The 22,159-nt window shown below is 57.8% G+C and carries 27 protein-coding genes and 1 pseudogene; all 28 read left to right on the forward strand.

Features of this window, described 5'->3' with window-relative positions:
- Nucleotides 1-367 precede the first annotated feature (367 nt).
- Nucleotides 368-724, forward strand: a complete 357-nt coding sequence (locus tag ACP7AL_RS11370; protein ID WP_425991673.1) for a RusA family crossover junction endodeoxyribonuclease — start codon at nt 368-370, stop codon at nt 722-724.
- Between the two features lie 250 nt (nt 725-974).
- Nucleotides 975-1,706 carry an ERF family protein gene (locus ACP7AL_RS11375; protein WP_425991335.1) on the forward strand — a complete coding sequence of 244 codons (732 nt, stop codon included), beginning with the start codon at nt 975-977 and terminating at the stop codon, nt 1,704-1,706.
- Complete coding sequence (locus tag ACP7AL_RS11380; RefSeq protein WP_425991337.1) at nt 1,703-2,338, forward strand: lambda exonuclease family protein; 636 nt, start codon at nt 1,703-1,705, stop codon at nt 2,336-2,338. Before ACP7AL_RS11375 ends, ACP7AL_RS11380 begins: the two co-directional genes overlap by 4 nt.
- A gap of 1 nt (nt 2,339) precedes the next feature.
- Nucleotides 2,340-2,807: a single-stranded DNA-binding protein gene (gene ssb / locus ACP7AL_RS11385; RefSeq protein WP_425991339.1), complete on the forward strand. Its 468-nt coding sequence runs from the start codon at nt 2,340-2,342 to the stop codon at nt 2,805-2,807.
- A 9-nt stretch (nt 2,808-2,816) separates the two neighbouring features.
- Nucleotides 2,817-3,209, forward strand: a complete 393-nt coding sequence (locus ACP7AL_RS11390; protein ID WP_425991341.1) for a recombination protein NinB — start codon at nt 2,817-2,819, stop codon at nt 3,207-3,209.
- On the forward strand, nt 3,206-3,745 hold the full coding sequence (locus ACP7AL_RS11395; protein ID WP_425991343.1) for an HNH endonuclease: 540 nt from the start codon (nt 3,206-3,208) through the stop codon (nt 3,743-3,745). Before ACP7AL_RS11390 ends, ACP7AL_RS11395 begins: the two co-directional genes overlap by 4 nt.
- Nucleotides 3,742-4,125 carry an HNH endonuclease gene (locus ACP7AL_RS11400; RefSeq protein ID WP_425991345.1) on the forward strand — a complete coding sequence of 128 codons (384 nt, stop codon included), beginning with the start codon at nt 3,742-3,744 and terminating at the stop codon, nt 4,123-4,125. Before ACP7AL_RS11395 ends, ACP7AL_RS11400 begins: the two co-directional genes overlap by 4 nt.
- A 5-nt stretch (nt 4,126-4,130) precedes the next feature.
- A complete protein-coding gene (locus ACP7AL_RS11405; protein ID WP_425991347.1) occupies nt 4,131-4,568 on the forward strand; it encodes a helix-turn-helix domain-containing protein in 438 nt (145 codons plus the stop codon).
- Nucleotide 4,569: 1 nt separating this feature from the next.
- On the forward strand, nt 4,570-4,824 hold the full coding sequence (locus tag ACP7AL_RS11410) for a DUF2312 domain-containing protein (RefSeq protein WP_425991349.1): 255 nt from the start codon (nt 4,570-4,572) through the stop codon (nt 4,822-4,824).
- Nucleotides 4,821-5,687 (forward strand): hypothetical protein, encoded by an 867-nt coding sequence (locus ACP7AL_RS11415; protein ID WP_425991351.1) that lies wholly within the window; start codon nt 4,821-4,823, stop codon nt 5,685-5,687. The genes ACP7AL_RS11410 and ACP7AL_RS11415 overlap by 4 nt, the downstream gene beginning before the upstream one ends.
- On the forward strand, nt 5,638-5,940 hold the full coding sequence (locus ACP7AL_RS11420; RefSeq protein WP_425991353.1) for a hypothetical protein: 303 nt from the start codon (nt 5,638-5,640) through the stop codon (nt 5,938-5,940). The genes ACP7AL_RS11415 and ACP7AL_RS11420 overlap by 50 nt, the downstream gene beginning before the upstream one ends.
- 68 nt (nt 5,941-6,008) lie before the next feature.
- On the forward strand, nt 6,009-6,149 hold the full coding sequence (locus tag ACP7AL_RS11425; protein ID WP_425991355.1) for a hypothetical protein: 141 nt from the start codon (nt 6,009-6,011) through the stop codon (nt 6,147-6,149).
- A complete protein-coding gene (locus ACP7AL_RS11430; RefSeq protein WP_425991357.1) occupies nt 6,146-6,676 on the forward strand; it encodes a hypothetical protein in 531 nt (176 codons plus the stop codon). Before ACP7AL_RS11425 ends, ACP7AL_RS11430 begins: the two co-directional genes overlap by 4 nt.
- A gap of 212 nt (nt 6,677-6,888) precedes the next feature.
- A complete protein-coding gene (locus ACP7AL_RS11435) occupies nt 6,889-7,536 on the forward strand; it encodes a sigma-70 family RNA polymerase sigma factor (RefSeq protein ID WP_425991359.1) in 648 nt (215 codons plus the stop codon).
- Nucleotides 7,537-8,043: 507 nt separating this feature from the next.
- The gene (locus ACP7AL_RS11440; RefSeq protein WP_425991361.1) at nt 8,044-8,271 is read left to right on the forward strand and encodes a DUF7681 family protein; all 228 of its coding nucleotides are present in this window, start codon (nt 8,044-8,046) and stop codon (nt 8,269-8,271) included.
- A gap of 29 nt (nt 8,272-8,300) precedes the next feature.
- Entirely contained in the window at nt 8,301-8,507 is a 207-nt protein-coding gene (locus ACP7AL_RS11445) for a hypothetical protein (RefSeq protein WP_425991363.1), read from the forward strand.
- Nucleotides 8,508-8,874: 367 nt separating this feature from the next.
- Nucleotides 8,875-9,291 carry a DUF5681 domain-containing protein gene (locus tag ACP7AL_RS11450; protein WP_425991365.1) on the forward strand — a complete coding sequence of 139 codons (417 nt, stop codon included), beginning with the start codon at nt 8,875-8,877 and terminating at the stop codon, nt 9,289-9,291.
- Nucleotides 9,176-10,629, forward strand: a pseudogene (locus ACP7AL_RS11455) (terminase large subunit domain-containing protein). The gene ACP7AL_RS11450 and the pseudogene ACP7AL_RS11455 overlap by 116 nt, the downstream one beginning before the upstream one ends.
- On the forward strand, nt 10,629-12,884 hold the full coding sequence (locus ACP7AL_RS11460) for a portal protein (RefSeq protein WP_425991367.1): 2,256 nt from the start codon (nt 10,629-10,631) through the stop codon (nt 12,882-12,884). Before ACP7AL_RS11455 ends, ACP7AL_RS11460 begins: the two are co-directional and overlap by 1 nt.
- A gap of 85 nt (nt 12,885-12,969) precedes the next feature.
- Nucleotides 12,970-13,824 carry a hypothetical protein gene (locus tag ACP7AL_RS11465; protein WP_425991369.1) on the forward strand — a complete coding sequence of 285 codons (855 nt, stop codon included), beginning with the start codon at nt 12,970-12,972 and terminating at the stop codon, nt 13,822-13,824.
- Nucleotides 13,825-13,853: 29 nt separating this feature from the next.
- Nucleotides 13,854-15,086 (forward strand): P22 phage major capsid protein family protein, encoded by a 1,233-nt coding sequence (locus ACP7AL_RS11470; protein WP_425991371.1) that lies wholly within the window; start codon nt 13,854-13,856, stop codon nt 15,084-15,086.
- A gap of 48 nt (nt 15,087-15,134) precedes the next feature.
- The gene (locus tag ACP7AL_RS11475; RefSeq protein ID WP_425991373.1) at nt 15,135-15,539 is read left to right on the forward strand and encodes a hypothetical protein; all 405 of its coding nucleotides are present in this window, start codon (nt 15,135-15,137) and stop codon (nt 15,537-15,539) included.
- 185 nt (nt 15,540-15,724) lie between these two features.
- A complete protein-coding gene (locus ACP7AL_RS11480; protein WP_425991375.1) occupies nt 15,725-16,957 on the forward strand; it encodes a hypothetical protein in 1,233 nt (410 codons plus the stop codon).
- Nucleotides 16,958-17,431 carry a hypothetical protein gene (locus ACP7AL_RS11485; protein WP_425991377.1) on the forward strand — a complete coding sequence of 158 codons (474 nt, stop codon included), beginning with the start codon at nt 16,958-16,960 and terminating at the stop codon, nt 17,429-17,431.
- A complete protein-coding gene (locus ACP7AL_RS11490; protein WP_425991379.1) occupies nt 17,428-18,162 on the forward strand; it encodes a LamG-like jellyroll fold domain-containing protein in 735 nt (244 codons plus the stop codon). The genes ACP7AL_RS11485 and ACP7AL_RS11490 overlap by 4 nt, the downstream gene beginning before the upstream one ends.
- A 13-nt stretch (nt 18,163-18,175) precedes the next feature.
- Nucleotides 18,176-18,871 (forward strand): hypothetical protein, encoded by a 696-nt coding sequence (locus ACP7AL_RS11495; protein ID WP_425991381.1) that lies wholly within the window; start codon nt 18,176-18,178, stop codon nt 18,869-18,871.
- A 362-nt stretch (nt 18,872-19,233) separates the two neighbouring features.
- Nucleotides 19,234-20,025 carry a hypothetical protein gene (locus ACP7AL_RS11500; protein ID WP_425991383.1) on the forward strand — a complete coding sequence of 264 codons (792 nt, stop codon included), beginning with the start codon at nt 19,234-19,236 and terminating at the stop codon, nt 20,023-20,025.
- Nucleotides 20,026-22,104: a hypothetical protein gene (locus ACP7AL_RS11505; RefSeq protein WP_425991385.1), complete on the forward strand. Its 2,079-nt coding sequence runs from the start codon at nt 20,026-20,028 to the stop codon at nt 22,102-22,104.
- Nucleotides 22,105-22,159: the final 55 nt, after the last annotated feature.

A 22,159-nucleotide genomic window follows, 5' to 3' on the forward strand; every position in this document is an offset into this window, starting at 1 on the left:
TCAGTCCAAGCTATCGGTTCGATCAATCTTGTGGCTGCGCGCGCACCGAAAAGACGAAAGCCCGCAACTTCGTTCATGGCCTAGGAAGTCAGAAATCGCGCCCGCCAGAGTACGAAGTTTGGAGGGCGATGCGTCGCAGGACGCGCAACCCGAACTGCCAAGACTACAAATATTATAGTGCTCGCGGGATAGTTGTTTGCGAGCGCTGGGATAGCTTTGCCAACTTCTACGCAGACATGGGCCCTCGTCCGTCTGGCGATCATTCCATCGACCGTATAGACGTTGACGGCAACTACGAGCCTGGGAACTGTCGATGGGCGACAGCCCTCGTACAGCGTCATAATCAGCGTCGGAGCGCCGCTTGAACATGGTGACTCTCACGCTCCCATTCCCTGTTTCTGCAAACCGCATTTGGCGGAACGGAAACAAGCGCACCTACATCAGCCCGCAATACAAGGCGTGGAAGGATGAAGCCCATGTTGCCTACTTGCAGCAGAAGCGCGAAGCGGGAGAGCCAATTAAGGGCAACTTCACCTACCACATCGTTCTGGATGAGACGCGACGCAAGGTTGCGCGCGATGGTGATAACCGGGGGAAGGTCTGCCTCGATTTTCTGCAGGCGGTTGGTCTGATCGAGGACGATAAGCTTGCGGACGCTGGCTCATGGTCGTGGGGTCCCGTCGAGAAAAACACCTGTTTTATTCGTGTCTATCAGAAAGCGTAACCGCACAAGGGAGATGTGCAATGCAGTCAAGGACCGCAGAAAGCGATCAATGCGAGGAACATTCCTCTCCCGCACTGAGTGATCCATCCAGCGCGTTGAGGCTCGCAATGGAGCGTGCATCCGCACTGTACAATTTCTACCAAGCCGAACGATTGGCGGGCGCAAGCTCGATGCTGGCCAACGAACGAATGCATGAGTTTGCCAAGAGACTAGACGCAATCCCGGAAGCCTAATCACAGGAGAAGTCACCATGAGTAACGCAGTAGCAATGCACGAACCACAAGTCCTCGCCGCAATGACCCCTATGGATATGCTCAATAAGGCTGTCTCGCAGGGCGCTAACATTGACGTTCTTGAAAAGCTGATGAGCCTGCAAGAGCGTTGGGAGGCCAACCAGGCGCGCAAGGCGTTTGATGAAGCGATGGCATCCGCCAAGGCGGAAATCCCGGTTATCATCAAAAATCGGACCGTTGACTTCACATCCGCGAAGGGGCGCACCCACTACCGCCACGAGGATTTGGCCGAGGTCGCCCGCACGGTCACGCCGATCTTGGCAAGGCATGGCCTGTCATATCGGTTCCGCACTTCATCGGCGGTGAATGAGCCGGTCGTGGTGACGTGCATCGTGTCGCATCGAGACGGCCATTTCGAGGAAAACACCCTCACGGCTGGCCGCGACGACAGCGGCAACAAAAACAACATTCAGGCGGTTGGTTCGACGCTCACATATTTGCAGCGGATGACATTGAAGGCCGCGCTCGGCCTGGCCGCGTCGGACGATGACGACGGCGCGGCATCGGATGGTTCTCCCGATACTGTCAGTGATGAAAAGCTCGCCCAGCTTGTCGAACTAGCGGAAGCAGTAAGCGCCGATAAGGCGGCGTTCTGCAAGTATATGAAAATCAAGAGCTTAGCGGACTTACCGGCAAAGGATTTTGACCGTGCTGTTGCGGCTCTCAACAAGAAGGGAGCCAAGTCATGAGCGATATTATCCAGGGTTCTGCCGAATGGCACGCTATCCGCGTCGGCAAGGTCACGGCCTCGCGCGTCGCTGACGTGGTTGCGAAGACCAAAAGCGGGTGGGGAGCATCCCGCGCAAATTACATGGCAGAACTGATCGCGGAGCGCCTGACGGGCGAGGCGTCGGAACGATTCACCAATGCGGCGATGAACTGGGGCACCGAGAAAGAGCCAGATGCCCGCGCGGCGTATGAGTTTTTCCGCGATGCCTCTGTGACTGAGATCGGGTTTGTCGAACATCCATCAATCGGGATGACCGGCGCGTCGCCTGACGGGCTCGTGTCTGACGACGGTATGGTTGAGATCAAGTGCCCCAACACTGCAACGCACCTCGAAACGCTTTTGTCACAAGCGGTGCCAGCCAAATATAACACACAGATGCAATGGCAGATGGCCTGCACAGGTCGCAAGTGGTGCGACTTCGCATCATACGATCCTCGCCTGCCGGAAGAAATGAGCCTCTTTGTTAAGCGCGTTGAGCGCGACGACAAGATGATATTCGAGCTTGAGAGGGATGTTTCCGCCTTCCTTGCAGAATTGGATGAGAAGATTGCAAAACTCAACGGCATCTACGGCATGAAGGAGGCCGCATAAAATGGCTGGAAGCGTGAACAAGGTTCTACTCATCGGCAATCTTGGCGGCGATCCCGAAGTGCGCCGCACGCAGGACGGAAAGCCTGTCGTCAACCTGAGCGTCGCCACATCCGAAACATGGAAGGACAAGGCCTCTGGCGAGCGGAAAGAAAAAACCGAATGGCACCGCGTTGTAATCTGGAATGAGGGCTTGTGCAGCGTGGCAGAGAAGTATCTGCAAAAGGGCGCGAAGGTTTACATCGAGGGCGCGTTACAGACTCGCAAGTGGCAGGACAAGGACGGTCAGGACAAATACTCGACCGAGGTTGTTTTGAATGGCTACGGCGGCGTTCTGACAATGCTCGATAAGCCGGGTGAGCGGTCAGAGAGCCAAGAGCAGGGCAACGATTATGCCTTGGCCACTGGTCGCGCCCCGCCGCGCCGCGTTGCTGCGGGAAATAACGATCTAACAGACGACATCCCGTTTTAGGCCGCGCTCATGAGCAGGGCGCTAATCACGGTGAACGGGAAGTCTGACAGGGAGCGAGCGTCCGCATGGGCGTCTCAATCCCCTGTTGGAACGCGAATTGAGTTCAAGAAGCCAAAGCGCACCATTCCGCAGAATGACCGCATGTGGGCAATGCTGACCGACATCGCGTCGCAGAAGGAACACGCTGGCCGCAAGTATACGCCGGATCAATGGAAGGTGCTTTTCATGCACGCATGTGGTCGTGAGGTTCAGTTTATCCCGGCGCTGGACAACTCTACCTTCATTCCGTGGGGGAGCTCATCCTCTGATCTCTCAAAGGCGGAAATGAGCGAACTAATAGACTTTATGCACGCGTGGGGCGTGGAAAATGGTGTCCGCTTTCACGACGAGGTTGCAGCATGAGCAAGCGCGGTATTTTTGTGAGCGGCCCTATTGCTATTGTCCCGCTAACGCAGGGATACGTTGCGTTGATTGACGCAGAGGACGTGCCACTGGTCGAGGGTTATTCGTGGACCGCTCTAGTTAAGGCAAACACCATATATGCAAAGCGCGCGCAAAAGATTGATGGGCGCAGTGTTACGATTCGCCTGCACCGTGTGATTGTCGGTGCCAATGATGATCAAATCGTAGATCACATTAATGGCAACGGCAGGGACAATCGGCGCTGCAACCTGCGCATTGCGACCAATGCCGAGAACGCTCGCAATCGCGGTCCGCAGAAGAATAATACTTCTGGCTTCAAGGGCGTCACATGGAGCAAGGCCGCGAAGAAGTGGCAGGCGCAAATCAAGACCAATGGCGCTGTTAAATATCTCGGCCTGTTCGATAGCAAGGAATCGGCCAACACGGCCAGAGAGGTGGCATCAAAACAAGATCACGGCGAGTTTGCCTGGGGCGCCGAGAATGGCGTGACGTTCCATGATGGGGCGTTCGCATGAAGCTGCGCGGCACCTCACGCAAAGAGTTTCCTCTCTCGGTTCGCAAGCTGGCCATGGCCCGCTGCTGCAAGCCTGATGGTGTTCCAAAGTGCGAGGGCTGCGGCCACATGCTCAGCAAGCGCACCGGCACCATTTACGAGCACGTCATTCCTGATGGGCTGGGCGGCGAGCCAACGCTGGAAAACTGCAAGGTTCATTGCAAGAACTGCGCGGACCTCAAGACGTTCACCGAAGACAACCCGCGAATGCAGAAGGCGGATTGTGTCTTCAAGAAGGAATACGGGTTGGAGCCTCAGCGTAAGACGATCCAGTCGCGCGGGTTTCCTAAGGCAAGACCGCAGAGTTCAGCATCACGACCATTGAGGGTGAGGGAGGTCTAGGGGCAGTGAACATCACAGCATCACACCGAGAGTTCGCACAAGCTCATAAAGTGCGGATGGATAAGTTTTGGCCGGATCAAAAGCCACTTCGCGTCCGCCCACCCCAGCCGCCTCAAAAAGACTTCTACGACCTTGCGTGGGAGCTGTTGGCGGTCAAGCCGGGCATCCGTGAAATCCAGGAAATGACGGCTGAGCACTTCGGCGTTCCGGTCCTTTTCATGGAGACGGCCCGCAAGACGCAAGAAGCATATTTGCCGCGCGCTGTCGCAATCTATCTCTGCAAGCAGTTCACCACGAAGTCCTATCCCGTGATTGGCCGGCACTTCGGGGGAAGGGACCACACGACGATCATGCACAGCGTCCGCGCTGTCCAACAAATGATCGCTCTTAAACACCCAATCGCGAAAGACGTTCAGATTCTCTCAGACGAACTAGGGGCATGACATGACTGAGATCGGACACAACAGCATCGCTAAGGACCAGCTTAAATCCATTATCGAGCGCGTGGAGAACCGTGAAGCCGCAAGGGCTGAGATCGGGGACGAGATCAAGGACATTTACACCGAGGCCAAAGGCAATGGCTTCGATGTGAAAGCGCTGCGCCGGATTGTAGCCCTCCGTAAGCAGGACCCGGACAAGCGCGCCGAACAGGAGGCGATCCTGGATACCTATATGCACGCATTGGGGATGCTCGCATGAGCCGATGGTGGCGGGCATATGATGAGGCTGCGACCGATCCGAAGCTTGGACTTCTTTCGGATGAACTGCATCGCGCGTGGTTCAATCTAATGTGCATTGCCTCTTCTAATAATGGGGAGTTCCCGCCCATTAAGCAGATCGCATACACACTTCGCGTTAAGCCGGAGCGCGCCGCCGCTATCCTTGCAGAGCTTCATGGCGCTGGCCTTCTCGATAAAACAGAGGATGGCTTCGCTCCGCACAACTGGAACAAGCGCCAATATAAGGCCGATGTTACGGACCCGACTGCCGCCGAACGAATGAAGCGTTACAGGAGCAACAAGCGTAACGACCGTAACGCTACCGTAACGCCGTTACGACCAGATACAGATACAGATACAGATACAGAAGCAGAAAAGAAAGAGACGCGCGAAGCCGCGCTTGACGATGGGTGGCCGTCCGACTTTCGGGTGCTGTTCTGGGATGCGTGGCCCAACAAGGTCGGCAAGCCCAAGGCCATGAACGAGCTTGAGCGCCTTCGCCGGCGTGGCGTGCCGTGGCTCTCGATTTACGAGGGCGAGCACCGATACATCCGCACGAAGCCACCTGACAGGCCGTGGCTCAATCCCGCGACGTTCCTGCACCAGGAGCGCTTCAACGATCAACCAGCGGAGGTGGCAAGTGGAAAATCAGAAAGTCTTGCGAATGTCGCAAGGCGGCAAGCAGATGCAGGAATCTCATTCGGACCAAGGCCGACAGGGCTTCGCATCGTTGAGAGCGGGGATGATGTTCGGCTGCTACCGGAAGCAGGACGCGAACGATCCGGAGATTTACGTGGCAGCGGTAACTGCGATCCTGTCGGAGTATCCGGATTCGGTGATTGAAACGGTAACGGACCCGCGCACAGGCCTCCCAAGCAAAATCAAATGGTTGCCAACCGTGGCGGAGGTCAAGACCGAATGCGAAAGCCACATGTACCGGGTGCGCTACCAGGAGGCGTGGGACCGCCGGGCAGCAGAACAGCGCCGCGCGAGCGAGGCTGAGAAGGCTTCTCCAGAGACGCAGAAGAAGATCGGAGATGGTCTTGCTGATCTCGTTGCAAAGCTGAAAGCGGGCATAGGGCCATCAACGGTTTGATTTACTGAAATCCCACAAAGCCGGAATCGAAAACAACACTGAACACACGAACTGAGTGGAGGGACGAAATGAACGTCGATTTACAGAAAACAATTGAGACGCTCATTAGCGCCGTCGCAGGGCAGCGCGAAGAAATAGCATCGATAAAAAGACAGTTAGCTACAGCATTTCGAGAAATTGAGCGCTTATCTGGCGGAGCGAAAAAATGAAAATCGGATACGCGGACCCGCCATACATTGGTTGCGCGCACCTTTATCGCGATCAGGAAAGCTATGCGGGCGAAGTTGATCATGCTGAACTGATTGAGCACCTGCAATCCGATTATGATGGATGGGTATTACACGCAGCCGCCACGCCGAAATCCATGGCCGTCCTCGCGCCGCTGGTCGAGGGTGTTGAAGGCGCGCGCTGGATGTCTTGGGTCAAGGGTTTCGCTGCGTTCAAACGGAACGTCCCGGTCGCCTATGCGTGGGAGCCGGTCATTATTAAGGCGGCTCGCAAACCAGTAGTCAGCAAGCGTCTAGTGATGCGCGACTGGATTCAGGAAAGCATCACGTTGCGCAGGGGATTGACAGGCGCGAAGCCAGAGGCGGTTTGCCATTGGGCCTTCGAATTGCTTGGCGCTCGTCCCGAGGATGAATTGATAGACCTCTATCCGGGCACAGGTGCCGTCCACGAAGCGTGGCGGACGTGGCGCGGCAAGTTCACACTGCCCGTTTTGCAGGCCGCTGAATGAACACTCAGTCGCGGAGAGGGGCGTTAGTTCCGCGATTTAGGCTTTCTGGGATTCTTCACTGAACAATTTTCCATCACCACGGGGCATCACATGGCAAGAGTAGGCAGGAAACGAAACACGGCGGCGAGAAACAATATTTCACCCCAACCCGCACATTTCGAACATCGGCGGGATAGTAACAGTAGGGACAATTCAACGGCGGGGGTGAAGTTTTGACCGAAGCTGAACAGAACAGGCTCATTGCAGATAATATGGGCCTAGTTACCACGATAGCTTCCGATTTCCGGGGCGGCGACGCAGACTTTGAAGATCTGCAATCTTTCGGACGGGAAGGCTTGGTGCTGGCGGCGAGGTCATACGACCCCGACTCCGGGCGATTCTCCGTTTGGGCGTCGATCAAGATCAGGTCCGCCATCATGCACGGCATTCGGGCTGAACCCTCGGAGTGGTATCCAAAGGATTCTGGCGTTCCGCCGCTCAAGAGCGACAAGATCGAAAGAATCTACGAATACGACTCTTGGGGTGAATACGGTAATGCGGCGGCCATTTGTGAAACGTGGTCAAAGCTGGATACCTCGCCAGAGGATTTGTCGATCCTTTACGAGGACATCAAGGACCAGAAAGAAAAATTCGCTGCGGCGTTTATTTCGCTCAGCGGAGCCCAGCGCAAGCTGGTGGAAATGGTTTTCCTTCGCGAAACGCCAATAACAGTGCCGCAAGCCGCGCGGGAGTTGGGTATTTCCCGTTTCCAGGCGGGCCGGATGCTCAAAAAGGCGCTCAAGGTCATGCGAGAGGTTATTACCCGCATGAGCAGCAATAGATCAAAAAAGCCGCTGCCCGGTACGCCGTTGGCGGCTTGATGTGTTTCCGGGGGACAATAGCGCCAATGGGCTCCCTTACAAACCCCAGCCTTCACGGCTGCGTTCCCCGGAAAGTCCCTGCGTAGGCCTACGTAGAGCGGGCTGGTGTCCGAGCGCATTGCAATGATCGCTGTAACCGACGCGCGAGCCCGCATCAATTCAGGAACACTCAGTGACTATGCCTCGTTCGGCGTGATCTCTCATTCTGAGGTCTTTGCTGAACAGCCTTTCGAGGGGTGCTGCTGCTCGGAGCTAAATATTCATCGGGTGTGCGGCGCTTGCTGTGCATGCCGAAAAAGGGGTCTAGCTGGGAAACCGGGTGGACCCCTTAGTCTTAACAAAGATCTCGAACATCGGCCAAATCGAGCTTCTACCTGATGTAGCGCATAACACTGGTTTATGTGTTGGGTTGAATATTGGTTCAACAAAGATCGCAGAAAGCGCAAATCCCGAATAGTCGGGAGGCTACGTACTGAGTTTTCAACCCCAGCAGATAGGAGAGCCAAGATGGCTTCTGTCGATAGCGCCTCTGACGCCCGCACCGTGAACAATACCATGCGCCACGCTTACCGCATCCTCTCGGATGCTGAGAAGGCAAGCATGCAGGCGATCAAGGACGAGGGCCTGAAGTTTCACGATCTCATCGCTGGCATGGGCAATAGCCGCGAAATCTCGCTCGCAAAGACCAAGATTGAAGAGGCGGTTATGTGGGGCGTCAAGCACATCACGGCCTGAACATCGGCCAGGGCGAATGAGTGGACTTCATGACTGAAGATCAAATCAAGCACATGGTCGATCGCTTCCTTTGCTGGAAGCTTCCGAAAACGTTCAACCCGGATAACGGCATCAACTATCAGCGCCCGAATTACGCGCCAGAAGTTGATGCAACACCGAGCGGAACCAATCTATTCGACGCCACGCAAGCTGATGCGATGGTTCGCCATATGATCGATGGGATGCCCACTCAGTAATCATCTCTCGTCCATCCGCATTGCCCGCTTTCTGGGAGTCTTGTTTGAATATGTTCCTCTTCGTTTTGGGGCTGTGGCTGGCATCATTCGCAGGCACGTGCTGGTTTATCTACATAATGGTCACTGATAAATCATGACCCTTTGTCGTGACGGCGAATACATCACAGTAACAATCAACGGCCAGTCCGAGACGATGCACATAGGCGAATGGTCCAAGATCATATCGAGGCCGGCGAAGACTGAACGATTTACCTTTGCTCGTGGAACACCAGATCAATTCTCAACAGACGAATACAACGAGCCTCCTTGTGCATAGCCACCCCAACTCAGAATGGACCTATCGTTTTGAAGTCAGCCGACAGGGCCGTTGGGTGAGCGCGAGCCATTGGGGAATGTTTTGGGTAGAAAAGTGACTGAATTTACAGATGGCAAACAGCGCCCGGAACACCTGTTTAAGCCAGGTCAATCCGGGAACCCGAACGGGCGCCCGAAGGGCTCGCGCAACAAACTTGGCGAGGACTTCATCGCCGCGCTTCAGAAGGATTTCGAGGCTTCAGGCGAGGCTGCGATTGTTGCTGTGCGCACCGAGAAGCCGGATGCCTATCTGAAGGTAATCGCGTCGATCCTTCCGAGGGAACTGAAGATCACCAATGAATCCGAACTGACCGATGAACAGCTTATCGAGCGCATCCGCCAACTCGACAGCGTCATTCGACCTTTCCTCGGCGCTGAGGGAGCGGGCGGCTCTGGCGAACGAGATCAAGCGCCGGCTGTCACGCACTAAGCTCACTCGATACAAACCCTACGCAAGGCAGGAAGAATTTCACGCGGCTGGGCTCTCGCACCGCGAGCGCCTTCTGATGGCCGGCAACCAGCTTGGCAAAACTTTTAGCGGCGCCGCTGAGCTGGCTTATCATTTGACAGGCAAATATCCGCCATGGTGGCGCGGGCGAGTCTTCGACCGTCCTATTCGATCCTGGGCGGGATCTAAGACTGGCGAGGTGACGCGAGACGGCGTGCAGCGTCTTTTGGTTGGCGAGCCAAAGGACCGCGCATCCTGGGGATCGGGAATGATACCCGGCGATGCGATACAGGACACTTCTAGCCGAATGGGCGTTGCGGACGCTATTGATAGCGTTCTTGTTAAGCACGTTTCTGGCGATAATTCGACGCTGGGCTTCAAGTCGTACGATCAGGGCCGCGAGAAGTGGCAGGGCGAAACGCTCGATGTGGTCTGGTTCGATGAAGAGCCGCCGATGGACATCTACATGGAAGGGCTGACCCGGACCAACGCAACTGGCGGGATGGTCTATCTGACGTTTACGCCACTGCTCGGCATGTCTGACGTGGTTCATATGTTCATTCAGGAGTGCGGGCTGGAATGACCCGCTCCATCACCCGCATGACCATTGATGATGCGGGGCACTACACGAAGGAACAGCGGGACGCGATTGTCGCCAGCTACCCAGAGCATGAGCGGGAAGCGCGGGTTAAGGGCCTGCCTACGCTGGGTTCTGGCCGGGTGTTCCCGATCAAGGACGAGCAGATAGCTATCGATGCTATTCCGATTCCAGCGCATTGGGCGCGGATCAACGGCCTCGATTTCGGCTGGGATCACCCATTCGCTGCTGTGAGTAGCGCGTGGGATCGTGACGCCGATGTTTGGTACGTCATCGCCTGCTACCGCGAGAGTAAATCGACCCCGGTTATTCACGCTGCGTCGATCAAGCCGTGGGGCGAGTGGATACCATGTGCATGGCCCCACGACGGCCTACAGCACGACAAGGGCTCTGGCGAGCAGCTTGCCAGTCTCTATGCCGATCAAGGACTGAATACGCTCCCGGAGCGCGCCACGTTCGAGGATGGTGGCAACGGCGTTGAGGCGGGCGTGATTGAAATGCTGGACCGGATGCAGACCGGTCGCTTCAAGGTGTTTTCGCACCTCAAGGAATGGTTTGATGAATTTCGTTTGTATCACCGCAAGGATGGCAAGATCGTGAAGGAGCGCGACGATCTTTTGTCGGCGACCAGATACGCAATCATGATGAAGCGGTTTGCCGACTCCGAACCAACGGCTCGCCCGCGCTCGCAACGCCGCGTTGGCGGCTGGATGGGCGCTTGATGGCAGACGATTACGACGCCGACGATAAGGCAGAGGCCAAGGAGCCGACGCAGAGCGAGGCCTGGGAAGCCGTCCACAAAGAGGCCTTGCTGGAATACGAGCGCGACTATGAGCGCGAGCGCAATAACATTGATGAGGCCTACGAGGATCTTCGGTTTCGCCGGGGCAACAAGTCCGACCAGTGGACGCCAGAGGCGCTAGAAGCTCGCAAGGGCCGTCCGTGCCATGTCGTGAACAAGCTCCCGCAGTTCATCCGTCAGGTCACGGGCGACATGCGCCAGACGCGGCCAGGCATCAAGGTTGTGCCGGTCGATAGCGGCGCCGACATCAAGACCGCCGAGGTTCGCGCCGGCATGATCCGGTACGTTGAGAACCGCTCAAAGGCCAAGCACGTTTACACCACTGGGGCGGATAGCCAGGTTACTTGTGGCATCGGCCATTGGCAGATAACGACCGAATACGCCCATGCCGGAACCTTCAATCAGGAAATCCGCATTGTAGGCATCGAGGATAGTGTTTCTGTTCTCTGGGATGCAGACGCAATTTTGCAGACCAAGGATGACGCGGATCATTGCTTCGTCCCGGTCGATATGACGCTGGCGAAGTTCAAGAAGCAGTGGCCGAATGCCAAGGCCGAGGGCTTCGATACCCGGCAGTGCGGCACTGGCACGACCAGCGCCTTCGATAACTGGCACAGCGACGATTACATTCGTGTTGTCCAGTACTGGAAGAAGAAGCCGATGAAGCGCACGCTGGCGCTTCTGCCGGATGGATCGATCGAGGATCTGACAGATCAGGTCAAGGATGTTCCAAAGGAACAACTTGAGGCTGGGCTGAATTTCCTGCGTGAGCAGAAGCAAGCCCGTATCGAGGAGCGGGACAGCTACAAGATTTGCCGCTACCTGATTACGATGGCCGAGGTGCTCGATGAGCAGGACTGGCCGGGGATGTTCATCCCGGTTGTACCTGTGATCGGTGAGGAGGTCCGCGTCGGACGTGACGTGTATCGTCATGGCATCGTCCGCTACGCCCGCGATCTTCAGCGTATGGTGAACTACTACGCCTCGGCAGAAACTGAGGTTGTCGCGCTCCAGCCCAAGGCTCCGTACCTTGGCACCAAGAAAATGTTTCAGGATCACTACGATCAGTGGGAAGTCGCCAACACCGACAACTTGCCGTTCCTGGAATATACGCCGGACCCATCGGCGCCTGGCGGCAGGCCTGAGCGCATTCAGCCTCCCGTAGCCTCTCAGGCTATCCAGGCGGGCGCGCTGAACGTGTCCAACGACATGAAGGCGGTTATAGGCATTTACGACGCCAGCCTTGGCGCCAAGTCTAACGAGACTAGCGGCATTGCCATTGAGCGCCGCGACCAGCAGGGCGACACCGGCACATACGTCTATCATGACAACTTCGCGCTTGCGATTGAGCGCACTGGCGAGATCGTCAACGAACTGTTCCCGAAGATTTACGACACGCAGCGCACCATCCGCATTCTTGGCGATGACGGCAAGCCGGACATGGTCGAGATCAACAAGCCGCAGGTGGTTAACGGCGTCGAGAAGATTTTGAACGATATGTCGTCCGGCTCCTATGACGTGATGATGGAGCAGGGACCGTCGTACACCACCAAGCGCGAGGCCGCGCAGGCCGGCATGACCGAGTTTATCCGGGCCTACCCGCCCGCCGCTCCGGTGATGGGCGATTTGTACGCCAAGGCTATGGACTGGCCCCACGCGGAAGAAATTGGCGAGCGGCTGGAGGAGTTGTTGCCGCCTCCCATCAAGGCAAAGCTGGAAGCAGATCGCAAGCAGCGCGAGCAGGCGGCGGGCCAGCAACAGCCGCCGTCTCCTGAGCAGCGACAGCAGGAAGCGGCGCAACAGAAGCAACAGCAGATGGCCGAGCAGGCCGCTCAGATGCAGATGGCCGAGGCTCAGGCAAAGGTGGAGAAGGCGCAGGCCGAGGCTATGCAAGCAAAGGCCGATGCTGAAAGGGCGATAGCCGACGCCGAGAAAGCAAAGACCGAAGCCCTAATCAAGAAGGCAGAACTGGCCCGGCTTCACGTCGAGAACGTCCACGGTATCGAGCGCGATCACATCGATATGACGCGTGCTAATGCGGCGCACGAGCGCGACATGGCGCACAGCCAGGATCGCCACACTGCAGAAATGACGCTGCAGGGTCTTGGCGCATTCCGCGAGGGCGAGCGCCACACACGAGACATGACGTCGCCGGAGCCCGCTCCAGCGCAATAAGTTTCGCTTCAAGTCTGGCGGGTGAGCTGCCGGACAGAGCGTTTGCAAGCCGTCCTTCGGGGCGGCTTTTTCTATGGGAAGTACAATGTCCGACACCAACGAGCAGGCGGGGACGCCGGCTGAGGCGGAAGTTATCAACGACGGCATCATTGATCTGGACGCGGCGGTAACGCCTGAAGTCGAGATTGATGAAGACGGAAACCCGAAAGAGCCTGAAGCCAAGGTAGAAGAAAAACCAAAGGCCGATGGAGATGGTGAGCCGGACGACGGTAAGCCAAAGAAACTTAGTGGTGCGCAGCGGGCCAAGCTCCGTGAGCAGCGCCTTCTAAGTGAACTCTCCGCCAAAGAGCGGGAGATTGAAGAACTGCGTAGCAAAGCGCCGGCCAATGCTGGCGACGCAGACGAAGAAAAAGAGCCCGTAGAGGCTGACTTTAATGGTGACTGGTTTGCCTATCGCGACGCTTTGACGGCCTTCAGGGCTGGGCAGCGGACGAGGGAAATCATTCGCAAAGAACTCAGCTCGAAAGAGCAGTCAGAACTTACAACCAAACAGACCGAGGCCGCTCGGGAGCGCGCACTAGCGCACGCTGAGCGGATCGAAGACGCACGCGAGGTAATCGCGGACTTCGACGAAGTCATGGGCACGATGAAGGGAGTTCAGGTCCGGCAGGATGTGATCGACGAGATCATGTCTTCGGATAAGAGCGCGCTTCTTTCGTATCACCTCGCAAAGAACCCCGAAAAGCTCGACGCACTCAACAGCATGAACGCTCGTGAGCTGGCCCGCGAAATGGGACGGCTGGAAGCCACTGTTGCCTTGCCGGAAGCGAAGAAGCAAACCTCCGCTCCCCCTCCGTTAACCGCCCTGAAAGGCGGAGCCAGCCCATCCAGCGCCGAGAGCGATCTGAATGCGTGGCTCAAGAAGACATACGGAAAATAGGGAGCCTGAAATCCCGAAGGATTTAGGCAATGGCTAATACTACACTTACGGCATCCATCGTCGCGAAAGCCTCGCTGGCGATTCTCGAAAACGAACTCACCATGGCGAACGCCGTTTATCGCGGCTACGAGGGCGAGTTCGACAAGAAGATCAACGGCTATGAAGTTGGCGACACCATCACCATCCGCAAGCCGACCGACTTCACCGTCCGCAGCACGATCACTGCCTCCGCGCAGGACGTGACGGAAGCGAAGACCACGATCCAGGTCAACTCCATTGCAGGCGTGGACTTCGCGTTCACCTCGCAGCAGCTCACCCAGAATATCGGTGAACTGTCGGAGCGCGTCATTCGTCCGGCGATGATCCAGATCGCCAACCAGATCGACGTTGCGACGATGAACCTCTACAAGGACATCCCGCAGTGGGTCGGTACTCCCGGCACGCTCGTGCAGTCCTTCGCGGGCTTTGCCAAGGGCGCGCAGAACCTTGATCAGCGTTCGGTCCCGCAGGATAGCCGCTCGGCCATTCTTGCCCCGGCTGACTTCTGGGCTCTGGCCGGCAGCCAGACCGCTCTCTACTCGCAGGCGATCAACAACAAATCGTACCGCGAAGGCGAGATCGGCAAGATCGGCGGCATCAATACGTTCATGTCGCAGAACGCCCCGACGTTCACCACTGGCCCGATGGGCGGCACGCCGCTTGTCAATGGCGCATCGCAGAACACCACCTACGACACGACCGGCGCGAATACCCAGACGCTCATCACTGACGGCTGGACTGCGGCGGCTGCGGCTCGTGTGGTCAAGGGCGACGTATTCACCATTGCCGGTGTGTACGATGTGAACCCGGTCACCAAGGCAACCCTGCCGATCCTGAAGCAGTTCGTTGTTGTGAGCAACGGCTCTTCGGACGGCTCGGGCAACCTGACCCTGACCATTGCTCCGCAGATCATCACCTCGGGCGCGTTCCAGACCGTTTCGGCGGCTCCTGCGGACAACGCGGCGATGACCTTCGTGGGCACGGCAAACACCGGCTACACCAACAACCTGTTCTTCCACAAGAACGCCTTTGCGCTCTGCACCGTTCCGATGGTGAAGCCGCCAGGCGCCGTGGATTGCTCGCGTCAGAGCAAGAACGGTCTGTCGGTGCGTGTGATCCCGTTCTACGACGGCACGAACGACAAGAGCACCTGGCGTCTGGACGTGCTCTATGGCGTCAAGACCATCGATCCGCGCCTCGCGGTTCGCGTGTCCGGCACCTAACACACAGGGGGAGGGCTTCGGCCCTCCCTTTTCCTTTTAGGAGCCGCAATGTCCAAGACGCGCGCCGAACTCATCGATCAGGCTTTGATCAACCTTGGCGTCATTGCCGAGGGGCAGTCGATTGAGGCGGACCTTGTCGATAAAATGGACAAGGTGGTTGACCCGGCATGTGCCCAGCTTTCCCAGCTTGATATTTACTACGTTCAAGACGCGGGGGAGATCGGCCCCACGGGCGGCGAGATCGAAGACAGCGCGTTCCTATCGCTTGCAGCCTATATCGCCAACGCTGCGTGCGCATCATTCAATCTTCCGGCAGATACCAAACTTATGGCGCTTTCGCAGATTGCGGAGGCGACGCTGACTACACTCTCGCGCCCCGCAAGAACGCGGCGAACACTGCGTATTGACCCGGCTGTGGCCCCCGTACGGACGTACTATTGGGGCCGCACTTGAAGTCAAAGATTCCGTTCCCAGTTCAGACCGCTCCCGGCGCACAGTCGTTGGAGGGTGGAGGGCGGATTGTAAACGGCTATGTTGAGGAACTAGGCGACGGCGCGGCCAACAAGACGGCGATCCGCAGAGGGCCGGGACTCAAGACATGGGGCACGACCTCTCAGACCGGGTTTCGAGGGTCTACCTTGGTCAATGGCGTGCTGTATGCGGCGTTCAGCGGCAAGCTAGAAAAGTTCTCAAGTGCCGGCGGGGCGTCCACCAACGTAGGCAACCTGGCCGGCACCAAGCGCGGTTTCTTCGCCGCAAACAACAATACGACGCCAGATAAGGTTTTCGTTGACCCTGACGGAAACATTGCGACGTTCACGCCGAGCGCAGTCACAAGCGGTTATCCTGACCCAGACCTTCCAGCAGTCAATTCGGTGGATACCCTGGATGGTTATCTGGTGTTCACCACGGGCGATGGCCGGGCGTTTGCAACTGATCTGAACTCTACCGCAGTCAACGCGCTGTCATTCGGCAAGGCTGAGGCCAGACCTGATGGGCTTGTGCGTGGCGTGGCGTGGGGCGGGCGTATGTTGTTCTTCGGAACGGCAACGACCGAGGTATGGACGGATGCGGGCACGATACCATTCCCGCTGGCGCGCAACACGGTTATTCCGCGCGGACTGCTTGGGCCCTACTGTGTCGCTGGACATGAGGATGGGTTTTCTCGCGGCCCGATCTTCGTTGGCGACGATTGCGGCGTTTACAAGCTGGATGGCTACACGCCGGTTAAAGTGTCGCCGTCCGACTTGGATGGCTTGATTGAGGCGGTAGCGGATAAAACGACGCTTGAGGCTACGGCCTTTATCTCGCGCGGCCATGCTTTCTGGCAGTTGTCTTGTCCAGCGTGGACGTGGCGGCTGGATGTTACGACAAGCCAATGGTCGCAGGCAGAAAGCCACCTCATTACGCGCAGCCGCGTCTCCGGCGCCATATCGGCTTACGGTAAGTGGCTCACGGGCGACACGACCAGCGGTAATATTCGGGAAATATCGACATCGGCGCGTGACGAAACAGGCAACCCGCTTCGCCTGCGTATCGAGAGCGGGCCGGTGATGAATTTCCCTGCCGGCCAGACTGTGGGCCGGGCGGATTTCTATTTCGCAACGGGCGTCGGCGAAGCGACGGGTGCCGATCCTATTGCGACCAATCCTTCTGTTGAGATTTCGTGGTCGGACGATGGCGGCGTGACGTGGAGTATTCCTGTCATTCGCAAGCTTGGCCGGCAGGCGTCACCGCAGCAGCTTGTGTCGCTTGTTTCCTGCTCTGGGCGCACGCGATGGATGGGGCGGCGCTGGCGTATTGATATTTCCGATCCGGTCTATGCGTCGTTTCTGTACGGCACGCAGTCAGATGACCCGAGGGCCGTGTAAGTGGCTATCCGCAATCCTCCGATTGATGTTGTTGCTATCGATGCGGGCGGGCGGTTCACCAAGGACTGGTACGATCGGTTCAAGTACCTCGATGCGTTGCAGCCGCTCTCTGATGTAGATTTTACGGCAATTGAAGCCGAGATTGCGCTCAAGTCAGATACTACACGGACGCTCAATCCACAGACCGGTACGACATACACATTTGTTCTGACTGACAGTGGCAAGATATGCGAATTCTCTAACGCCTCAGCAGTCACCGTAACTGTCCCACCTAACTCGTCCGTGGCGTTCCCAGTTGGGACGCAGATCGAAGTCACGCAAACCGGCGCGGGCAAGGTGACGCTCGCGCAGGGCTCCGGCGTCACGATTACATCGCTGGCGAGCTTCAAGTCTATTGGCGGGCAATACGCAAGCGCAACACTTTACAAGCGCGCTACAGACACGTGGCAGCTTAGTGGAAGCCTGATCGCGTGAGCTACTTCGGTCTTGGCCTCATTTCAGGTGGATCGCCAGGCAACGACGCATTCACGAAGATCCTGCTCCACTTCGACGGGGCCAACGGTAGCCAGACGTTCACAGATAGCAACGCGGGCGGGACATCCAAGACCTGGTCTGTTATCGGCGGCGTGGCCAATACGACACTAACAACATCAGGTCAAAAATTCGGGACAGCGGCGCTAAGCCTGCCGTTCCTTGTCAACGTCGATGCGATTACGACGCCTTATTCTGCTGACTTCAACTTCGGTAGCCAGGATTGGACTATCGACTTCTGGTACACGCCAAATGTGAGTTCTGCATCTACCTCTGGTCTTTGCGGAATTGGAGACGAATTAGCTCTCGCCAATGTCGCGTTGATGATTTGGCGAAACAGCGGCGGGACACTCACCGCGAGCATGTGCAACACCAGTGCTTCAGTTTTTTCGGTCACCTCAACAACCACGTTTACTACGGCAGTTCAGCGGCACATCGCGTTTGTTCGAACCGGCAATACAATAAAGCTGTTCATCGACGGAGTCCAAGAGGGCGGCAACGTCTCGGTGTCAGGCTCTATCCCCAACATGACGGGCTACCCGTTCAGGGTGGGGGCGGCTGGCAGCAGCGCCGTGCATACAAAAGCATTCGGCATCTACGACGAATTTCGGCTCAGCGTTGGCATTGCCCGCTGGACTGCGAACTTCACGCCACCCACATCGGCGTACACTTAATTAAGGACATCACATGGGTCTTTTCTCCGATCTCTTTTCCACCAAGCCCGCAGAGGAGGCCGCAGCCGCAAAAGCTGCCGGCTATGCGACCGGAAAGACAGATGCGAATGCCGCGCTTGATGCGGGTCTTGCCCAAGCCAATCCGCTTTATAAGCAGGCCTATGGCGACTTTAGTTCGCTCGCTGGCAAATTCGGTGCTGGCCAGGATACCTACAATGATGCGACTGGTGTTAATGGCGCGGACGGCGTCGCGCGGGCCGCTTCCATCTTCAAGTCCTTGCCGGGCTATTCTGGCGGTCTGACCACGGGCATTGACGCGGTGAATCGCGGGGCGGCAGCTCGCGGCGATCTCGGAGGCGGAAATACTGCTGCGGATACGATCAAATTCGCCAGCGACTATGACGCAAACAAGTACGGCAACTTTCTCTCCGCACTTGCCCCCAATCTCAGCGGGGCTACTGCTGCGACCAGCGGCGGGGCGGGCGTGCTCGGCGCGCAGGCTGGCACGGCAACCGGTGTCGCAGGGCAGAAGGCCAGTTATGACTGGAACGCAGCGACCGGGACTGGCAACGCCAATGCCGATGCCGCTCTTGCTCCGTACTCTGCATCGCAGAACTTCTGGAGTGCGCTCATGGGCGGCGCGAACCTTCTTGGCAAGGCTACCGGCATTGGTGGCTGGGCTCCGTCGACCACTCTGAAGTTGGGCTGACGCGCATGGCAAATGGCTTCCAAGGGCCTCCGGCATTCGACTTCTATTCAACGCTCTCGGGCTTGGGCGATACGCTACAGGCCAACCAGAAGAAGGCGGCGTTGCAAGAGGCGCTGACCGGACAGGCTCCGTCCGGCAATTTCCTGACCCAGCTGGGCGGCAAGATTAGCGGCGCCGTATCGTCTTTGACGGGCGGGGAACCTGCGCCAGCACCAACGCCCGCTCCGTCATCGCCTGCGGCTGCATCCGGCGGCCCAGACCTTCAGGCCGCTATCCCGCGCCTGATCCGCGCTGGGTACACGGATGAGGCTGCGAAGCTCGCCACGATTCAGAAGGCGCTCTCTCCCGAGTCGTCCGCCGATTTGCAGGCCTATAATCTTTATCAGAAGCAGGAAATTGCTGCCGGCAGAACGCCGATGCCATTCCTGCCGTTCAAGACAAAGCTGGCAGAGGCTGGCGCAACGCGCGTGAACAACAGCACCAGCGTAACGAACTCGGGGGAAAAGGAGTTCGATAAGGCTGTTGGCAAGGATTACGGAGAGACGTTCGTCGGCATCAATAAGGCGGCGCGCGACTCGGTCGGTGCGTTGAACAATCTGAACTTGATGGAAAAGATCACCAGCGACCCGAATTTCTATTCCGGCGCTGGCGGCGAGACGGTTACAAAGGCAAAGCAGCTCGCGGCTTCGCTTGGTATCGCGGACGCCGCGACCGCTGCACCAAATGAGCTGTTTAAGAAAATCAGCCAGAAGTCAGTCCTTGATGCGGCTGGCGGCTCGCTCGGTGCCGGTTTCTCGAACGCCGATCGTTCCTTTCTTGAGGGCACCGTAGCAAATATCGGCAACACGCCTGAAGGCAACCGACAGATTATCGGTATCGCTCGCCGCGTAGAGCAGCGAAAGCAGGAGGTCGCTCAATTCGCGCGTGATTACGCCAAAAAGAATGGCGGTCGCATCGACGCTGGATTTGATACGGCGCTGGCAGAATGGACCGCCAAAAACCCCGCATTCCCGCAGGCGGCGACCGGACAGCGTGGCCCACAGCCCGCACCTCAAGCGAGCCCGGCACAGAACGCGCCGCGACAGGCGCCTGATGGAAATTTCTACGTGCCAGACCCCAACCGTCCGGGAAAATACCTTCAGGTGGTCCAGTAAATGGCGACGTTGCAGCCGGTTGATTTCGATCCGTTTGCTGATGCGCCGGCACAAACGCCGGGTGTATCGCGGGTCTACATCGGGCCTGGTGTGGAGAAGGCTACCGCACAGCCGGTTATGAAGCCTGTTGACCACGATCCATTTGCCGCGCCGAGTATGGCGGAGGACGTCGCAAAGTCCGCCGGGATCGGGGCGGTTAAGGGCGTCGTTGGCATGGTTGGCGCGGCGGGTGATGTTCGCGACCTGCTGTCGGCTGGCGTTGACTACGCTGCGGAGCATTTCAGCATCCCGAAGGACAAGGTCGAAGCGTTCAAGAGTGCGGTTTATAAAGGCGCAAAGCTAACGCCAGCGGCCATTGTTGCGGATGCGCCGACGTCTCAGGACATTCAAGGCGGCATTGAGCGCGCCATAGGGACCGAGTTCTACAAGCCGAAGACGAAGGCCGGAGAATATGCGCAAACGGCGGGCGAGTTCTTGCCGGCGGCGTTTGGCGGAGAAGCCAGCGCCCTTGCTCGCACTGCCAGAACTCTTATCCCGGCAGTTACCAGCGAGACAGCAGGGCAGGCCACGAAAGGCACCCGCCTGGAGCCAGTCGCGCGCTTTTTGGGTGCTCTGGCTGGCGGCGGGGCGACGGCCCTTGCGTCGCGGCCCGGAACGGCCTCGCGCTCCCTTTCCCGTCAATTGCCGGAGGGCATCACAGAGCCGATGGTGGTTCGCGCTGATGCTCTGATGCAGGAAGCTGCAGCGCGCGGCGTGCAACTCGCTTGGCCTGAAGCGTTGAGCCAGGTTGCGGGGCGTCCGGTTCTCACGAATATGATGCGCCATCTTGAGGCCTCGCCTCAGACCGAAGCGCAAATGGCCGAGTTCTTCGGCGGGCGTCCGCGTCAAATCGAACGTGCGGTGAGGGCCGAGGCCGATAACATCGCGCCAGTCAATGCCGCTCCATCATCCATCGGGCCAGCAGTTGGCCGCGCAGCAGATGAAACGATTGGCGACGTGCGCACCGCGATAAACCGTGCAACCGAGCCCTATTATCGAAATGCGGAAAGCGTAATTCTGACTCCGCAGGAAATGGCGCAGGTTCGCCAGATCCCCGGCTTCGATCAGGCCCGCGATGCGGTGCGGAATAACCCGCAGCTAAACTGGCGCGTCCAGCATCTGCCCGATGAGAGCGTCGGCTTCCTCAATGAAGTGAAAAAGCACTTCGATCAGGCAGCGGAAAACTCTGCATCGAAATTCAACCCATCCGCCAACCGGCAGGTTCAGGCTAGCAACGAGATGGCCGCTTCTGCCGTTAAGCAGATCGGTGAGGTCAAATCGCCGGACTATGCGGTCGCGTTGCGCGCGCAGCAGATTGCACGCGAACAGTATCTCCAGCCCTTGCTGGATGGTCCGCTGGGACGGCTGGCCAAGAAGGATTTGACCACAAGGGACGCTATCAATGCGCTATTCCCGAAAAATCCTTTGCCGAATAGCCAGCTTGAAATTGGTAATACGGTATCTGCGCTCGCCCGCAGAAACCCCGATGCCGCGCAAGACCTCGTTCGCGCCCACACCGAAAGCGTCTTCAACGAAGCCGCCAAAGATTTGCAGTCGGGCGCCAATCAAGCCGGAGGCGCAAAATTCCGAGCTCAACTAGTCGGAAACCCGCAGCAGGCGGAGAACTTCGAGGCGGCGATCAGGGCGTTGCCGCACGGGGCAGAGCGTTTACGTGGCATGAATCGATTGCTCGATGTTCTGGAGGCGACCGGGAATAGGCAGGCAAAGGGGTCTATGACGACCTACAATGCCGAAATCAATAAGCAGTTCGGGGCGGGGGGCTTGGCTCGTGACGCTGCAAAGATCACCGCCAACCCAGCGCGCCTCGCGCAACCGCTCGTTGACAAATATGAGCAATGGAAACTCGGCAGCAATCTAAACGAGCTTGCGCGGATACTCACGGATCGGCGGAGTGTGGATTTGCTGAGGGGGATAGCCAGTGCGCCTAATCAGAGTGTTGCCGGCCAATTGGCTCTCCGCCTTGTCGCGTTTGCGAATGGCTCGCGTCCTGAACCAGTCAAGAGTGTGGCTAACAAATAACGTGACAAAGAACGCTACGCCCATCGCGACGATGGTTGGCGCTAGACCTTGTCCG

This window comes from Afipia sp. DC4300-2b1 (assembly GCF_049895725.1).
Lineage (GTDB): Bacteria > Pseudomonadota > Alphaproteobacteria > Rhizobiales > Xanthobacteraceae > Afipia > Afipia broomeae.

Bases quoted from the DNA above. Each gene is read 5' to 3' on its own strand.
- ACP7AL_RS11370 (WP_425991673.1), top strand. From the start codon at position 368: ATGGTGACTCTCACGCTCCCATTCCCTGTTTCTGCAAACCGCATTTGG.
- ACP7AL_RS11375 (WP_425991335.1), top strand. From the start codon at position 975: ATGAGTAACGCAGTAGCAATGCACGAACCACAAGTCCTCGCCGCAATG.
- ACP7AL_RS11380 (WP_425991337.1), top strand. From the start codon at position 1,703: ATGAGCGATATTATCCAGGGTTCTGCCGAATGGCACGCTATCCGCGTC.
- ssb (WP_425991339.1), top strand. From the start codon at position 2,340: ATGGCTGGAAGCGTGAACAAGGTTCTACTCATCGGCAATCTTGGCGGC.
- ACP7AL_RS11390 (WP_425991341.1), top strand. From the start codon at position 2,817: ATGAGCAGGGCGCTAATCACGGTGAACGGGAAGTCTGACAGGGAGCGA.
- ACP7AL_RS11395 (WP_425991343.1), top strand. From the start codon at position 3,206: ATGAGCAAGCGCGGTATTTTTGTGAGCGGCCCTATTGCTATTGTCCCG.
- ACP7AL_RS11400 (WP_425991345.1), top strand. From the start codon at position 3,742: ATGAAGCTGCGCGGCACCTCACGCAAAGAGTTTCCTCTCTCGGTTCGC.
- ACP7AL_RS11410 (WP_425991349.1), top strand. From the start codon at position 4,570: ATGACTGAGATCGGACACAACAGCATCGCTAAGGACCAGCTTAAATCC.
- ACP7AL_RS11415 (WP_425991351.1), top strand. From the start codon at position 4,821: ATGAGCCGATGGTGGCGGGCATATGATGAGGCTGCGACCGATCCGAAG.
- ACP7AL_RS11425 (WP_425991355.1), top strand. From the start codon at position 6,009: ATGAACGTCGATTTACAGAAAACAATTGAGACGCTCATTAGCGCCGTC.
- ACP7AL_RS11430 (WP_425991357.1), top strand. From the start codon at position 6,146: ATGAAAATCGGATACGCGGACCCGCCATACATTGGTTGCGCGCACCTT.
- ACP7AL_RS11440 (WP_425991361.1), top strand. From the start codon at position 8,044: ATGGCTTCTGTCGATAGCGCCTCTGACGCCCGCACCGTGAACAATACC.
- ACP7AL_RS11445 (WP_425991363.1), top strand. From the start codon at position 8,301: ATGACTGAAGATCAAATCAAGCACATGGTCGATCGCTTCCTTTGCTGG.
- ACP7AL_RS11460 (WP_425991367.1), top strand. From the start codon at position 10,629: ATGGCAGACGATTACGACGCCGACGATAAGGCAGAGGCCAAGGAGCCG.
- ACP7AL_RS11465 (WP_425991369.1), top strand. From the start codon at position 12,970: ATGTCCGACACCAACGAGCAGGCGGGGACGCCGGCTGAGGCGGAAGTT.
- ACP7AL_RS11470 (WP_425991371.1), top strand. From the start codon at position 13,854: ATGGCTAATACTACACTTACGGCATCCATCGTCGCGAAAGCCTCGCTG.
- ACP7AL_RS11475 (WP_425991373.1), top strand. From the start codon at position 15,135: ATGTCCAAGACGCGCGCCGAACTCATCGATCAGGCTTTGATCAACCTT.
- ACP7AL_RS11495 (WP_425991381.1), top strand. From the start codon at position 18,176: ATGGGTCTTTTCTCCGATCTCTTTTCCACCAAGCCCGCAGAGGAGGCC.
- ACP7AL_RS11505 (WP_425991385.1), top strand. From the start codon at position 20,026: ATGGCGACGTTGCAGCCGGTTGATTTCGATCCGTTTGCTGATGCGCCG.